Annotated in this window: 13 protein-coding genes and 1 pseudogene; 8 read left to right on the top strand and 6 right to left on the bottom strand. The window is 71.1% G+C overall.

Going from position 1 to position 14,063, the window contains the following annotated elements; genetic code table 11:
- Nucleotides 1-135: 135 nt before the first annotated feature.
- Entirely contained in the window at nt 136-2,034 is a 1,899-nt protein-coding gene (locus ABD466_RS06455; RefSeq protein WP_344656019.1) for a GTP-binding protein, read from the top strand.
- Here the strand turns inward: ABD466_RS06455 and ABD466_RS06460 are convergent, their stop codons facing one another.
- Together ABD466_RS06460 and ABD466_RS06465 are read right to left on the bottom strand one after the other, a co-directional pair.
- Nucleotides 2,035-2,694: a TetR family transcriptional regulator gene (locus tag ABD466_RS06460; protein WP_344656020.1), complete on the bottom strand. Its 660-nt coding sequence runs from the start codon at nt 2,692-2,694 to the stop codon at nt 2,035-2,037.
- Nucleotides 2,691-3,497 (bottom strand): arylamine N-acetyltransferase family protein, encoded by an 807-nt coding sequence (locus ABD466_RS06465; protein WP_344656021.1) that lies wholly within the window; start codon nt 3,495-3,497, stop codon nt 2,691-2,693. The genes ABD466_RS06460 and ABD466_RS06465 overlap by 4 nt, the downstream gene beginning before the upstream one ends.
- A 172-nt stretch (nt 3,498-3,669) precedes the next feature.
- On the opposite strand from ABD466_RS06465, the gene ABD466_RS06470 reads away from it, so the two are divergent.
- A complete protein-coding gene (locus ABD466_RS06470; protein ID WP_344656022.1) occupies nt 3,670-4,269 on the top strand; it encodes a TIGR03086 family metal-binding protein in 600 nt (199 codons plus the stop codon).
- A gap of 84 nt (nt 4,270-4,353) precedes the next feature.
- On the opposite strand, the gene ABD466_RS06475 is transcribed toward ABD466_RS06470, so the two are convergent.
- Both ABD466_RS06475 and ABD466_RS06480 read right to left on the bottom strand, forming a co-directional pair.
- Nucleotides 4,354-5,376: a phosphotransferase gene (locus ABD466_RS06475; protein WP_344656023.1), complete on the bottom strand. Its 1,023-nt coding sequence runs from the start codon at nt 5,374-5,376 to the stop codon at nt 4,354-4,356.
- 10 nt (nt 5,377-5,386) lie between these two features.
- Nucleotides 5,387-6,181: a TetR/AcrR family transcriptional regulator gene (locus tag ABD466_RS06480; protein ID WP_344656024.1), complete on the bottom strand. Its 795-nt coding sequence runs from the start codon at nt 6,179-6,181 to the stop codon at nt 5,387-5,389.
- Between the two features lie 189 nt (nt 6,182-6,370).
- On the opposite strand from ABD466_RS06480, the gene ABD466_RS06485 reads away from it, so the two are divergent.
- Nucleotides 6,371-7,900 (top strand): MFS transporter, encoded by a 1,530-nt coding sequence (locus tag ABD466_RS06485; RefSeq protein WP_344656025.1) that lies wholly within the window; start codon nt 6,371-6,373, stop codon nt 7,898-7,900.
- A 60-nt stretch (nt 7,901-7,960) separates the two neighbouring features.
- Here ABD466_RS06485 and ABD466_RS06490 read toward each other — a convergent pair.
- Nucleotides 7,961-8,380, bottom strand: a pseudogene (locus ABD466_RS06490) (TetR/AcrR family transcriptional regulator C-terminal domain-containing protein); the annotation flags it as partial.
- A 32-nt stretch (nt 8,381-8,412) separates the two neighbouring features.
- On the opposite strand from ABD466_RS06490, the gene ABD466_RS06495 reads away from it, so the two are divergent.
- Complete coding sequence (locus ABD466_RS06495) at nt 8,413-8,712, top strand: alpha/beta fold hydrolase (RefSeq protein WP_344656026.1); 300 nt, start codon at nt 8,413-8,415, stop codon at nt 8,710-8,712.
- A gap of 118 nt (nt 8,713-8,830) precedes the next feature.
- Nucleotides 8,831-10,126, top strand: a complete 1,296-nt coding sequence (locus ABD466_RS06500) for an MFS transporter (RefSeq protein ID WP_425558572.1) — start codon at nt 8,831-8,833, stop codon at nt 10,124-10,126.
- On the opposite strand, the gene ABD466_RS06505 is transcribed toward ABD466_RS06500, so the two are convergent.
- Nucleotides 10,085-11,176, bottom strand: coding sequence for an epoxide hydrolase family protein (locus ABD466_RS06505; RefSeq protein ID WP_344656028.1), 1,092 nt, complete (start codon nt 11,174-11,176; stop codon nt 10,085-10,087). The two genes, ABD466_RS06500 and ABD466_RS06505, sit on opposite strands and share 42 nt — an antisense overlap.
- Before the next feature lie 92 nt (nt 11,177-11,268).
- Here ABD466_RS06505 and ABD466_RS06510 point away from each other — a divergent pair, with 92 nt between their 5' ends.
- The 3 genes from ABD466_RS06510 to ABD466_RS06520 all read left to right on the top strand — a co-directional run.
- Nucleotides 11,269-11,928 (top strand): TetR/AcrR family transcriptional regulator, encoded by a 660-nt coding sequence (locus ABD466_RS06510; protein WP_344656029.1) that lies wholly within the window; start codon nt 11,269-11,271, stop codon nt 11,926-11,928.
- Between the two features lie 152 nt (nt 11,929-12,080).
- The gene (locus ABD466_RS06515; RefSeq protein ID WP_344656030.1) at nt 12,081-13,397 is read left to right on the top strand and encodes a sensor histidine kinase; all 1,317 of its coding nucleotides are present in this window, start codon (nt 12,081-12,083) and stop codon (nt 13,395-13,397) included.
- A gap of 38 nt (nt 13,398-13,435) precedes the next feature.
- Nucleotides 13,436-14,063 (top strand): response regulator (locus ABD466_RS06520; protein WP_344656180.1); only part of this gene is annotated, 628 nt, incomplete at its 3' end.

The raw sequence follows: 14,063 nt of genomic DNA on the forward strand, positions 1-14,063 counted from the left end.
GGTTGCCGCCTCCACCCCGGCGGTGCTGCACTGGTGCGGTCCCCGTCCGCCCTCGGAAGGAACTGCGAATGCGCCGCTTGGCTCTCATGCCCACCCCCCTGGTCATGTCTGCCGAGGCGAAGGACGCGGTTTCCGGTGCGGTACCTGAATTTGGGGATCCTGGCGCACGTCGACGCCGGTAAGACCTCCCTGACCGAGCGGCTTCTCCACGCCGCCGGGATCATCGACGAGATCGGCAGCGTGGACCGCGGGACCACGCGGACCGACAGCCTGGAGCTGGAACGCCGGCGCGGGATCACCATCAAGGCCGCGGTGACGGCCTTCCCGCTGGGCGAGACCGCCGCGGTGAACCTCATCGACACGCCGGGACACCCGGACTTCATCGCCGAAGTCGAGCGCACGCTCGGGGTACTGGACGGTGTCGTGCTCGTGGTGTCGGCGGTCGAGGGTGTGCAGGCGCAGACCAGGGTGCTGATGCGCGCGGTGCGGCGCCTCGGCCTGCCGACGGTGCTGTTCGTGAACAAGGTCGACCGTCGCGGCGCGGATCCCGAGCGCGTGCTCGGCGAGCTCTCGGCGAAGCTGACACCGGCGGCCTTCCCGATGGGGACGGTGACCCGCCCCGGGACGTCGGAGGCGCGGTTCGTCTCCGAGGTACCGGAGTTGCGGCGCCTGGGGTTGTGGTCGCAGTTGGCGGCCGACAGCCGGCGGGGTTCGGTGCATCCCGTGTTCTTCGGGTCGGCGATCACCGGCGCGGGCACCGCGGAGCTGCTGGCCGGCCTCGAGGATCTCCTTCCGCGGTCCGCCGAGGATGTTTCGGCGAAGCCCGCCGGACGCGTCTTCAAGGTGGAACGGGGTGCGGCCGGGGAACGGATCGCGTACGTGCGGATGTTCAGCGGCGCATTGCGGACCCGCGACCGGCTGCCGAGCGGACGGATCACCGGGATCTCGGTGCTGTCGGCGGCGGAGGGGGAGCCGGTGGCGACGGACGCCGTCGCGGCCGGGCAGATCGGGATCGTCCGGGGCCTGGCGAAGGTCCGGATCGGCGACCGCCTGGGCGGATCCGCGACCGCCGACGACGCCTCGGTCCACTTCGCGCCGCCGACGCTGGAGACCGTCGTCGAACCCGGCGACTCCGCGGCGCGCGGCTCGATGTTCGCGGCCCTGACGCAGCTGGCCGAGCAGGACCCGCTGATCGGGCTGCGCTACGACAAGGCGCGCGCGGAGACGTCGCTGTCGCTGTACGGCGAGGTGCAGAAAGAGGTCATCCAGACCACGCTCGCCGAGGACTACGGCGTCGCGGTGCGGTTCCGCGAGACCACGCCGATCTGCGTGGAGCGCGTGCTCGGAACCGGGGAAGCCCTGGACGTGATCAAGGTCGGGGACAACCCCTTCCTGGCCACCGTCGGCCTCCGCGTGGGACCGGCCCCGCTCGGCGCGGGCGTGTCCATCGGCCTGGAGATCGAACTCGGCTCGCTGCCTCCGGCCTTCCTGACCGCCGTCGAGGAGGCGGTCCGCACGACGCTCGCCTCGGGTCTGCACGGCTGGGAGGTCCCGGACGCCGCGATCGTGATCACCCGCACGGGCTACTGGGCCCGGCAGAGCCACGCCCACGGCACGTTCGACAAGAGCATGTCCAGCACCGCCGGCGACTTCCGCGCCCTGACCCCGCTGGTCCTGATGGAGGCCCTGGCGAAGGCGGGGACCGAGGTCTGCGAACCGATGCACCGCTTCCGCCTGGAACTGCCCGCCGCACTGCTCGGAACGGCGTTGCCGGTCCTGGCGACCTTCCGGGCGGTGCCGGCGTCGACGACGGTGACCGGCGAGGCGGCGGTCCTGGAAGGCATCGTGCCTGCCGCGCGGGTGCACGGGCTCGGGCAGCGGATCCCGGGCCTGACCGGCGGCGAGGGTGTGCTGGAGTCGGTGTTCGACCACTTCGCGCCGGTCAGCGGCGCGGTGGTGCCGGAGCGGGCCCGGTGGGACGCGAACCCGACGGATCGGAAGGAATATCTGATGCGGGTGCAGCGCGGGGTGTGATCAGGAGCCGTAGCCGCCGAAGGAGGGTTCCAGCAGGTCGAAGACCTGCTGGGCTTCCTCGGTGACGGTGTCCGCGATCGCGTGCGGCGGCAGGCCCGCGAGCGAGAGTTCCTGAACCCGTTGGAACAGCACACGGTGAGCGGTCGCCAAGTGGGCTGCCACGGCACGGGTACCCAGCCCGTCGCGATCGCCGCCGCGGTCGCCGCCGCCTCGTTCGGCGGGCCCTGATTCTGCGAGCGCTTCAGCCAGTGCCCGTTCCCGGAGCTCGTGGAGTTCGCGAAGGCGCGCGGTCAGGGTCGGACTGTCGGCGATCATGCGGGCGAAGTCGGAGCTGGAGAACCCCGCGGTGGCGGCGTGGTCACGGACGTCCTCGCGGTGGCGGACACGGAGGGCGGTCAAGACCGGCGTCCCGGACGCCCGGCTACGCGCGGTGACGGCGAGCGAGGCGATGAACTCCTCCTGGAAGTCCAGGGCCAGGTCTTCCTTGCGCGGGAAGTAGTTGGTCACCGTCTTCTTGGCGACCCGTGCCGCCGCGGCCACCTCGGCGACGGTCGTGGCCTCGAAGCCGCGGGCGATGAACAACCGGACGGCGTGTTCGGAGATCGCCAGGCGGGTCCGGCGCTTCTTGGACTCGCGCAGCCCCAGCGGGGGTTCGGTCACGGGCGGTCCGCCCCGGGCTCGATGATGCCGAACTGGTCGGCGAGCACCTGCCGGACCTCGGCGTCGCCGGCGAGCTCGCGGATCACGACGGTGCCGTCGGCGTGCGTCTCGGTGAGGGTGCGGGCGTCGAGGGCGAGCAGCCGGTCCGGAAGGGTCCGGATGGCGTGGCGGCGGGAGCTGAACGGGGACTTCGGGTTCGTGGCGATGTGCCAGTTGATGACCTCGAAGTCGGGCGCCAGGAACGGTTCGACGGTGAACGCGTACTGGTCCCGCCACTCGCCGTCCTGGAAGGCCTGCAGCGTCCAGGACTCCAGCGGGCCTTCGGACCCGCCGACCGCCAGCCGGTGGTGGCGCGGGTGGTCGCGGACGTCGGCCGGGGCCAGCGGCATCGGGTCCAGGAGGGCGCCGCCGCTGCCGAAGCCGACGTCGGCGAGGTAGCGGTGCGGGTCGCCCGGCGCCTCGACGAGCATCAGCATGTGGGTACGCGGACGTACGTCACCCGGCTTGGCGCCCACCCGCACGCGCGCGGCCAGAAGGGTGACGCGGAAGCCGAGCGTCCGCAGGGCGGTGGAGAACAGGGTGTTGTGCTCGTAGCAGTAGCCGCCACGTGTGGAGCAGTAGACCAGCTTCACCATAAGATCGCTGAGAGCCAGAGACGGGACGGTGCCACCCACCGCGTCAAGGTTCTCGAACGGGATCGCGTATATGTGGGCGCGCTGCAGAGCCCTGAGAGTGGCAGCCGTCGGGGCCCGGTCGCCGGCGTAGCCGATGCGGGCGAGGTAAGCGTCGAGATCAAAGTCCACCCCGCAACGCTACCCGGAGACAGCCTGCTATACGGCGGGCCGCGCTGCCGTCCGCAAAGGGTCGCCCCGCAGAATCCGTCTGACACAAATAGTGGAACGAATCATTCCGTTCTGTTAGAGTGGAGACGTGACCACGGCACCGAGCCGGGACGCAGAACCGAAGGGACCCACCATGACCACCACCGGCTACCCCGTCCTCGACGCCTCGCACCGCGCCCTGCGCACCGTGATCGGCGCCCTCACCGAGGACGACCTGACCCGCCCGACTCCGTGCACCGACTGGACCGTCACCCAGGTCCTCCGCCACGCGGCCGGCGACCAGCTCGCCTTCGCCGCCTTCCTCGACGGCGGACCCGGCCCGGACGCGAACCCCTTCACCCCTTCCGCCACACCCCCGCAGGACCCGAAGGCCTTCCTGGAGGAGTCGCTGAACCGCTCGGCCACCGCCTGGACCGCGGTCGCCCCGGACACCGAAGAGGTCGCGGTCCCGGTGCCGCCGAACAAGCTGAGCGCACGCGTCGGCGCCGGCGCGTGTGCCCTGGACGCGGCGGTGCACGCCTGGGACATCGCGATGGCGGTCGGCCGGCCGTCCCCGCTCACACCGGACCTGTCGACGGAACTCCTGGACGTCGCCCGCCAGATCGTGGAGCCGCTGCGGCAGTTCGGCGCCTACGCCACGGAGCTGCCGGGCCAGGACGGTGACGACGCCGAGGCGGAGCTGCTGCGGTACCTCGGGCGAGACCCGCGGTGGACGGCGGTCGTCGAGGGCTGAGGGAGCGGCGCCGGCCGACGGCTCGCCCGGCTCAGCCCGCGCTCGGCTCAAAGCCCTGCCGACTCGACTCAGCTCAACCCAGCCCTATAAGCCCAGCGACTCAGCCAGCTCCATCGCCTCGTCCGCCCACCGGGCACAGATCGCCAGCCCGGCGGCGCGGGCCTGGTACCGCACATCCGGATCCACCCGCTCGCCGCTGCCGTAAGCCCGGTGCTCGTCGGCCATCGCGGCCTTGAGGCACCAGGGCATCAGCCAGTCGTACTTCACCGCCGCGGCCCGCATTCCGAGCACCGCCAGGCGGCGGTCGCCGCGCCATCCGGCGGCGTCCAGGCCGGCCAGGTAGGCCTCGGTCACCGCCTCCGGCAGGTGTTCGGCGAAGCCGGGACGCAGCGGCCAGTCGAAGAAGCTGTCCGGGACCAGATTGCCGGCGTCCTCGCCGACGGCGCCGTCGCCGAGGAAGGCCCAGTCCAGCAGCACCACCTCGCCGTCGGCGCGGCGGATCACGTTGTTCGGCCAGACGTCCAGGTGGCACACCGTGCGCGGCAGCCGGAGCATCAGATCGAGCAGCCGGTCCCGGTTGCGGTGCATCCGGACCAGCGCCGCACGCAGGTCAGGGGGAAAGTGTTTCGCGATCAGCGGCAGCGCCCATGCCTTCTCGTCTTGCAGCAATGCGAAGTCGGCGGGACGGGTGGTGCTGTAGTCGGCAAGGAAGCCCCTGCTGAACCAGGGTTCCGACGGCAGGGGATCAGCTCCCTGGCTCCGCCCGAGGGAGAAGGCCACCGCGGCGATGTCCGCGATCGACAGGTCGCCGCCATGTGTCCCGGCCACATCGGCGAGGACCAACTCGACGTCGCCGTCGGGCAGCGTGCGGGACGCGAGGAGGGCGGGCGCGCCGAGGCCGAGGCGTTCGGGCAGGCGGCTCTCGTAGACGTCGGCCTCGCGGCGCCAGTAGTTCCAGTGCCAGGGCTCCGTCGACGAGGCCCACTGGGCGGGGGCGTCGGTACGGCGGCTGGTCAGGACCTTGTGGACCAGACCGTCCGCACCGCGCCACACGCCGCGGGTCACTGCGTTGTTGCGGTTGTGGGGCAACTGCAACGCGTCAGCCATGCGTGGCAGTCTACTTCTTCGATTCCGCGGTCGGCCGGTCGCCGGTGTCGGCGAGCCTGGCGGCCAGACGAGCCTGCAGGCTGTCGATGATGAGGTCGAGGCCGTAGGAGAAGTTCTCCATGCGGACCTCCTGCGGATCGCGTTTGAGCTGCTCCAGGTAGAACTCCGTCAGTCCGGAGTCCGCCACGGACTCGACCACCGTGGGGCCGATGATGCGCATCCAGTCCTTCTCCTCGTAGCCGTTGCGACGCAACGCCGACAGCCATCCGCTCTCGGCGGCCGTGGCGCCGAGGACGTAGGAGGACACGGTGCCCAACGCCTTCGCCGCCTCGTCCTCGGAGAAGCCGGCCATGGTCAGGATCCCGAGGGTGCGGGCCGTCACCCCGACGACGTTCGGGCCGACGTAGGTCATGCCGACCTGGCCCAGGGCCTGCCCCATCCACATGTGCCGCAGCCCGGCCATGCGCAGGCTGTGCGCGACGGCGTGCAGAGCTAGGCGCCACGTAGAGGGATCGACGATCTCCGGGACCTCGATCTCGCCGTAAACCGCGTCGGCGACCAGCTCGATCAGCTCGTCCTTGCTGGCCACGTGCCGGTACAGGGAGGTCGCGCCGGCGCCGAGCCGTTGCCCGAGGGTCCGCATGCTCAGGGCTTCCAGACCTTCCTCGTCCAGCAGACGGATCGCTTCGGCGACGATCCGCTCCCGGGTGAGCTGCTCCTTCCGCTGACGCTGCGGACGGGTCCATACCGAGGCCAGGGCGGGTGCCTGCGGGTCCGGCCCCGAGGCTTCGGTGTCGATGTTCATGGGCGTTCCTCATCAGTAGAAGGGATGTGCTGCTACTCCATGCCTCCACGATAGCCGAAGATGCGCACGCCGTTCGCAGTTGCGCACAGCGTTCGCATCAGCGTACGGTGTTCCGAGTCGATAGCGCACACTGTGCGCAAGTGCGAACAGCGTGCGCCACCAGAGAGTGTCCGCACCGGAGGAGGGGACATGGCGGAGAACATGACCGGCGCCCGGCGCTGGCTGATCCTGATCGTGTTGTGTCTGGCGACCCTGGTACTCGTCGTGGACAACATGGTGCTGACGGTCGCGGTGCCGTCGCTGACCGAGTCGCTGCACGCCAGCGCCCAGAACATCCAGTGGGTCCTGGACTCCTACATCCTGGTGTTCGCCGGCCTGCTGCTGACCACCGGCAGCCTGTCCGACCGGTTCGGGCGGCGCAGAGTGCTGATCATCGGGTTGGCGGTGTTCGGTGTCGCCTCGGCGGTCGCCACCCTGGCCGGCGACCCCGGTGAGCTGATCGCGGCGCGGGTCGCGATGGGCGTCGGCGGCGCGCTGCTGATGCCGAGCACGCTGTCGATCCTGATCACCGTGTTCACCGACGAGGCCGAGCGGCGCAAGGCGATGGCCGCGTGGACCGTGGTGGCGATGGTCGGCCTGGTCGGTGGCCCGGTGCTGGGCGGCGTATTGATCAGCCACTTCTGGTGGGGCTCGGTCTTCCTGATCAACATCCCGATCGCGGCGCTGGCCGTCGCCTCCGCGGTGATCCTGATGCCGGAGTCCAAGGGCCCGTGGCGCAAGCCCGACCCGCTGGGCGCGGTGCTCTCGATCGTCGGCCTGACCTCGGCGGTGTGGGTGATCATCGAGTTCCCGAAGGGCTTCGCCCGCCCGGGCACCCTGGGCGCCCTGGCGGTGGCCGTGGCCGCGCTGATCGCCTTCGGGATCTGGGAGACCCGGATCGCCGAGCCGATGGTGCCGCTGCACCTGTTCAAGCACCGGAACTTCTCCGGCGGCTCGTTCTCGCTGACCCTGGTGCAGATCGGCAACGGCGGCCTGCTCCTGGTGATGACCCAGTACCTGCAGTTCGTCCTGGGCTACTCGGCCCTGAAGGCCTCGCTGTGCTTCATCCCGCTGGCGATCGCGGCTCTGATCTTCAACACCCTGGGCGCCGGCCTGGGCATGAAGTTCGGCAACCGCCCGCTGATGGCGGCGGGCCTGCTGATCTGCGCGGTGGCCTTCGGGATCCTGGCGAGCCTGGGCGTGGACGACGGCCTGACCAAGCTCTTCGCCGGCCTGTTCCTGCTGGGCGCGGGCTCCGGTCTGGCGATGCCGGCCGCGATCACCGCGATCATGGGGGCGGTCCCGCCGGAGCACGCCGGCGTCAGCTCGGCGCTGAACGACACCGTGCAGCAGACCGGCGCGGCGCTGGGCGTGGCGATCATGGGCACCGTGGTGGCCAGCCGGTTCACCGCCGGGATGCCGGCGAGCGTCACCGGCACGGCGCGGCACTCGCTGGGCGAGGCCGTCGGGACCGGCGACGGCCCGGTCATCGAGGCGGCCAAGCACGCCTTCACCCACGCGGCGTCCGTCGCCTACGTCGCCGGCGCCGTCGGTGTGGTCGCCGCGGCGATCGTGTCCTTCGCGGTGCTGCGGGACGTCAAGACCCCGCCGGCCCCGGCCGGCGGCGAGGCGGGCGAGGCGGACCAGACCGACGGTTCGCTGATTCCGGCCGAAGCCTGATAGAAGACGGAACACGCGAGCCCCGGTTCATCCGCCAGGTGGACCGGGGCTCGCGCCTCACTATGCGTGGTCGACGAGGACCTGGACCCCGTCGAGCAACCGCTCCAAGCCGAAAGCCAGGGGGTCCTCGGGAGCCTCGGCCCACGCGCCCTGGGCGATCGCGGCCGTGAGCGCGGGGAATCGGTCCACGTGCCGGGCCAGCAGCTCGCCGGTCAGCTCGCCCCACTGGCGGGCGTGTTCGGCGTCGAAGTCCAGCACCTCCTGCGCGACGCTCCGGACCAGGCCGACCACGAGCACGAACACCCGGTGCCGCTGCGCCGCCGGAAGCCCGGTCGGTTCCAGGACGGCCAGCGCCGCGTCCAGCCAGCCCAGCTGGTTCGGCCCCATCACCTGACGGCGCATCGCGGTGGCCGCGAGCAGCCAGGGATGCGCCTGGTAGACCGCCCAGGACGCGCGGGCCCACGCCTCGATCCCAGCCCGCCAGGCCTGCCCGGCAGAAGTACCTGGCCGCCATGACCTTCTCCGAGCAGATCGCCCCGCAGGCGGTGGGCATCGACGAGCGGGCTGAGGGCACCGGCTTCCGCATCCCGGTCTTCTTCTTCCAGGGCGAGCACGACGCGCTCACCCCGCCGCTGCCGGTGAAGCGGTATTACGACGACGTCACCGCTCCCGCGAAGGACTTCGCCCTGATAGCGGGATGCAGCCACTTCGCATCATTCCGGAACCCCGACCGGTTCCTGGAGCTGATGCTCAGCAAGGTGCTTCCGGTGTTGGCTGACGACACGGTGCCGCAGCGGACTGTGGCCCTGTGACCCATATCACCGCGCGGCTTTGAGCTGCATCGTTCCCCGCATGACGCATTCCGAGACTGTTCCAAAACCCTCAGCCAGAAGCGCCGACGACTCCACCTGGAAGGTGGTCGGCGCTTCCATGGTCGGAACCACCTTGGAGTGGTACGACTTCTTCCTCTACGGCACCGCGGCGGCCGTGGTCTTCCCCAAGGTCTTCTTCGTCAAGAGCGACCCGCTGACAGCGACCCTGCTGTCCTTCCTCACCTACGCCCTCGGCTTCGCCGCCCGTCCCATAGGCGGCATCGTCTTCGGCCACGTCGGCGACCGGATCGGCCGCAAGAAGACGCTGCTGATCAGCCTCGTCATCATGGGCATCGCCACCACGGGTATGGCGTTCGTCCCCTCCTACAAGTCCATCCATGTGTGGGCGCCGATCCTGCTCACCACGCTGCGCATGATCCAGGGCTTCGCCCTCGGCGGCGAGTGGGGCGGCGCGGTGCTGATCGTGGCCGAGCGGGACAAGTCCCGGCGCGGCTTCTGGGCCTCGTGGCCGCAGGCCGGCGCGCCGCTCGGGCTGGTGCTGGGCACCGGCGTCATCATCCTGCTGTCCGACCACATGAGCGAGACGTCGTTCCTGGACTGGGGCTGGCGGATCGCCTTCGGCCTGTCGGCGATCCTGCTGCTGGTCGGCGTGTGGGTGCGGCGGACGCTGAACGAGACCGAGGCGTTCCGCGCGGCCCAGCAGAAGAAGGAGAGCGCGCCGCCGAAGCTCCCGGTCCTGGAGGTCTTCCGCACCTCCTGGCGCGAGGTCCTCGTCGCCTTCGGCACCCGCATGGCCGAGAACATCTCCTTCTACATCATCGCCACGTTCTCCATCACCTGGATCACCCAGCACCTGCACCTGAAGAAGTCCTTCGGGCTGGACGCCGTCATGATCGGCGCGGCGATCGAGACCGTGCTGATCCCGCTGGCCGGGGCGCTGTCGGACCGGATCGGCCGGCGGCCGGTCTACCTGGCCGGGGCGATCGGGATCGGGGTGTGGACGCCGATCTTCTTCGCGCTGCTGGATCAGAAGTCGTATCCGCTGGCGGTGCTCGCCGTCACCGTCGCGCTGGCCTTCCACGGCCTGATGTACGGCCCGCAGGCGGCGTTCTTCGCGGAGCTGTTCCCGACCGGTGTCCGCTACTCCGGCGCCTCGATCGGCTACCAGGTGGCCTCGGTCGCGGCCGGCGCCCCGGCGCCGCTGATCGCGGTCGCGATCCTGGAGCACAACGGCGGCAAGACCGCCGGGTGGCTCTCGCTGTACCTGGGGCTGGCGGCCGTGGTGACCGTCATCGCCCTGTACTTCGCGCGAGAGACCCGGTCGGTCTCGATGGCCGACGCCGGAACCGGCTCAGCCGAGGCTGCCGAAGAACTCCACGACGTCGTCCACTAGCACCTCGGGGGCCTGGTGCGCGGTGTAGTGGCCGGGGGTCTCGTACACGTTCCACCGCACGATGTTCGCGTGGTCGCGCTCGGCGAAGCGGCGGATGCCGTAGAAGTCGTGAGCCGAGCCGGCCAGCGCGGTGGGCACCGAAGTCGGGCCGTCCGCCTTCTCCTGGTCCAGCGCCATCTCGCGGTAGAAGCGGATCGCCGAGCCCGCGGTCCCGGTGAACCAGTAGGTGGCGACGTTGGCGAGCACGAAGTCGTCGTCGAGGTTCTCCGGCAGCAGCTGGATGTTCCAGCCGAGCAGCCCGGCCGGCGAGTCCGTCAGGGCGTGCGCCAGCGTCTGCGGCTGCTGGGACTGCAGCTGGTTGAACGCGCCCATGTTCTCCCAGAACCACTGCAGGGTCCGCACGGCCTTGAGCTCGTCCTCGGTCAGGTCCGCCATCTCCGCCGGGTCGCCCGACGGGAACGAGAACAGCTGGGTGACGTGCACGCCCACGACGTGCTCCGGGTCCAGGCGGCCGACCTCCGGCGAGATCATCGAGCCGCCGTCGTTGCCCACCGCCCCGTACCGCTCGTAGCCCAGACGCGCCATCAGCTCCACCCAGGCGCGGGCCGTCCGGTGCAGGTTCCAGCCGCGGGAGGTCGTCGGGCCGGCGAAGCCGTAGCCGGGGATCGCGGGGATCACCAGGTCGAAGCCGGCGGCGGTGAGCGGCTCGACGACGTCGAGGTACTCGGCCTGCGACCCCGGCCAGCCGTGGGTCAGCAGCAGCGCGGTGCCGTTCGGCGTCTCGGACGTCACGTGCAGGAAGTGGATGTCCTGGCCGTCGATCTCGGTCAGGAACTGCGGGTGGGCGTTCAACCGCGCCTCGAAGGCCCGCCAGTCGAAGCCGTGGCGCCAGTACTCGGCCAGCCGCCGCACCCGGGACACCGCGGTGCCGTACTCGCCGTCGGCGCCGTCGATGGTGTCGGCCCAGCGGGTCCGGTCCAGGCGCTCGTTCAGGTCGTCGATGGCGGCCTGGGCGATCTCGACGCGGTAAGGACGGATCTGCGTGGTCATGGCGGAGCTCCTTTGTGGAACGGAATCCCTCGTTCCGTTCTGGAACCACTGTAGCGGAACAAAGTATTCCGTTCAACTGCTAGGCTGGTGCCATGCCGAACCCGCCGAGCACCCCCCGTACCGGCCCGCTGTCCGGCCGCAAGGCCCAGGCCAACCGCAACGACGAGGCGATCCTGCGCGCCGCGCGCGAGGTCTTCGTCGCCGACCCGTCCGCCCCGATCTCCGCCGTCGCGAAGGAGGCCGGCGTCGGGATCAGTGCCCTCTACCGGCGCTATGAGAGCAAGGAAGTCCTGCTCCAGACGCTGTGCGCGAACGGACTGGCGACGTACATCGAGTGCGCCGAGACGGCGCTGGCCTCCGGCGCCGGCCCGTGGGAGACGTTCACCGGCTTCGTGCGCGCGGTGATCGACGCGGACGTGCACGCGCTGACGGTGAACCTGGCCGGCACGTTCACCCCCACGCCGGCGATGTTCGAGCAGACGACGCACGCCGTGGAGCTGGCCCGCCGCATCCTCGACCAGGCCCGCGCGGCCGGGGTCGTGCGGGCGGACTACGCGTTCAACGACATCGCGATGCTGCTGGAGCAGGTGACGGCGGTCACCGGCGCGAGCCCGGGGCGGACCAGGGAGCTGCGGCACCGCTACCTGGCGATGCACTTCGACGCGCTGCGGCCGGAGGCGGCGACGGGGGAGATGCCGGGTCCGCCACCGAGCGACGAGGAACTGGGGGCACGCTGGATCCCGAAGGGCTAAGAGCTGGATGACGCCGGGCGGACCGATCTCCCGGCCGACCCCCTACCCCGGTACTACGCCGAGGTTGGCTCCCCGGTGTGACGTGTGATGACGATGTCGGACCCTACTGTCTTCGCCATCGGATCTTCACCTCTGACCGGGGAGACAGAACAATGGCATCTGTGACGGGGGCTCAGCGGACACCACACGGGAGCCTCGGGTATTTCGCGTTCCGGACCGGTATCGAGGCCAGGATCGTCATCACGACAGTGGCGGCTCTGGCCCTGCTCGGCTTCACCGACATGCGGCTGGACTACGCGCCCGATCTCACGTCCAGAGTCTTGGACGGTATGCAGATCCTGATCGTCGTCGCCCGGCCGGTCCCTATCCTGTGGTACCGCAGAAACCCCCTCGCCGCCTACGGGGGCGTGCTCGCCATCTCCTTGCTGGCCTTGTTTCTGGTGCCCTCGACCATCGGCGGCCCCTGGTCGTTCTCCGGCCAGGTCTGCGTTCTGGCGGCGCTGGCGGCCGCCGGATCTGAGGCGGGTCGGCGCCGCACCGTCGAGATGGCCGCCGCCTACGCCATGACGACGCTGGTGCACGCCGCGATCACCCCCGGCGAGCTGACGGCTCTGGCCGTCGTCGTGGGCGAATGCGTCCTCGTGGTCGGATGCCTGGAGCTGGTGCGCGACCGGTACGACGCCCGGCGGGCGCTCGTGGTGCAGCAGGAGCGCACCGAGACCGAGCGGACGCACCGCACCATGCTGGAGGAACGGGCCCGCATCGGCCGCGAGTTGCACGATGTGGTGGCGCACCACATGTCGCTGATCGCCGTGCAGGCCGAGACGGCGCCCTACCGGTTCCCGGGACAGAGCCCGGAGATCGAGGCGGAGTTCCGCTCGATCAGCGCCGCCTCGCGGGAGGCGCTGACCGACATGCGGAAGATCCTCGGCCTGCTGCGGGCGGACTCGGCCCGGGCCGAGACGGCCCCGCAGCCGCGGTTGGCCGACGTGCCGGCGCTGGTCGACGAGGCCGGGGCCCGTCTGGAGACGACGGGCGACCTGGTGGACGTCCCGCCGCTGGCGGGAGTGACGGCGTACCGGGTGGTGCAGGAGTCCTTGTCGAACGCCAGGCGGCACGCGCGGGGCGCCGAGGTCACGGTGCGCGTCGCGCGGATCGGGGGTGCGGTGTGGCTCGAGGTGCGGAACGGGCCCGCGTCGGCGGGAGCCGCTGAGCCGGATGAGCTGGACGAGCCCGGTAATGAGCTGGGCGAGCTGACTGAGCCGGGTGAGCCGGGTGAGCCCGGTGCCCCGTCCGGACCGGCAGCCGATCCCGAGCCCGACCGTCCGGCACCCGATCCCGTACCGGGCGGCGGCCACGGCATCGCCGGCATGCGCGAGCGCGTGGCCCTGGTCCACGGCGAGTTCGAGGCCGGCCCGACCCCGGACGGCGGCTTCGCCGTCGTCGCCACCCTGCCGCTGGAGGGCTGACCGTGGGGATCCGGGTCCTGATCGCCGACGACCAGGCCATGGTGCGGGCCGGCTTCGGCGCGCTGCTGGCCGCGCAGCCGGACATCGAGGTGGTCGGGGACGCCGCCGACGGCGCCCGGGCGGTCGCGGCGGTGGCCGAGCACGACCCGGATGTGGTGCTGATGGACGTGCGGATGCCGGTCATGGACGGGCTGGAGGCGGTGCGGCGGATCCTCGCGGGGCGGCCGGAGCGGCCGCGGGTCCTGATGCTGACCACGTTCGACCTCGACGACTACGTCTACGAGGCGTTGCGCGCCGGGGCCAGCGGCTTCCTGCTGAAGGACGCCCCCGCCGCGGACCTGGTGCAGGGGGTCCGAGTGGTCGCCGCCGGCGACGCCCTGCTCGCCCCCTCGGTGACCCGGCGGCTGATCGCCGACTTCGCGGCGCGGCGTCCCGCCGATCGGCCGGCGCCCCGCGCGATCACCGCCTTGACGCCCCGCGAGCTCGAGGTGCTCCGGCTGATCGCCCGCGGCCTGTCGAATCAGGAGATCGCCGCCGACCTGGTGGTGGCCGAACAGACGGTGAAGACCCACGTCTCGCGGATCCTCACCAAGGCCGGCCTGCGCGACCGGGCCCAGGCGGTGGTGCTGGCCTACGAGTCCGGGCTGGTCACGGCGGGCGGCGCGG

It is taken from the genome of Catenulispora subtropica (assembly GCF_039531675.1).
GTDB classification, from domain to species: Bacteria; Actinomycetota; Actinomycetes; order Streptomycetales; family Catenulisporaceae; genus Catenulispora; species Catenulispora subtropica.

Excerpts from the sequence above, each read along its gene's own strand:
- ABD466_RS06485 (WP_344656025.1), top strand. The coding sequence starts at position 6,371 with ATGGCGGAGAACATGACCGGCGCCCGGCGCTGGCTGATCCTGATCGTG.
- ABD466_RS06510 (WP_344656029.1), top strand. The coding sequence starts at position 11,269 with ATGCCGAACCCGCCGAGCACCCCCCGTACCGGCCCGCTGTCCGGCCGC.
- ABD466_RS06480 (WP_344656024.1), bottom strand. The coding sequence starts at position 6,181 with ATGAACATCGACACCGAAGCCTCGGGGCCGGACCCGCAGGCACCCGCC.
- ABD466_RS06475 (WP_344656023.1), bottom strand. The coding sequence starts at position 5,376 with ATGGCTGACGCGTTGCAGTTGCCCCACAACCGCAACAACGCAGTGACC.
- ABD466_RS06515 (WP_344656030.1), top strand. The coding sequence starts at position 12,081 with ATGGCATCTGTGACGGGGGCTCAGCGGACACCACACGGGAGCCTCGGG.
- ABD466_RS06495 (WP_344656026.1), top strand. The coding sequence starts at position 8,413 with ATGACCTTCTCCGAGCAGATCGCCCCGCAGGCGGTGGGCATCGACGAG.
- ABD466_RS06500 (WP_425558572.1), top strand. The coding sequence starts at position 8,831 with ATGGTCGGAACCACCTTGGAGTGGTACGACTTCTTCCTCTACGGCACC.
- ABD466_RS06470 (WP_344656022.1), top strand. The coding sequence starts at position 3,670 with ATGACCACCACCGGCTACCCCGTCCTCGACGCCTCGCACCGCGCCCTG.
- ABD466_RS06505 (WP_344656028.1), bottom strand. The coding sequence starts at position 11,176 with ATGACCACGCAGATCCGTCCTTACCGCGTCGAGATCGCCCAGGCCGCC.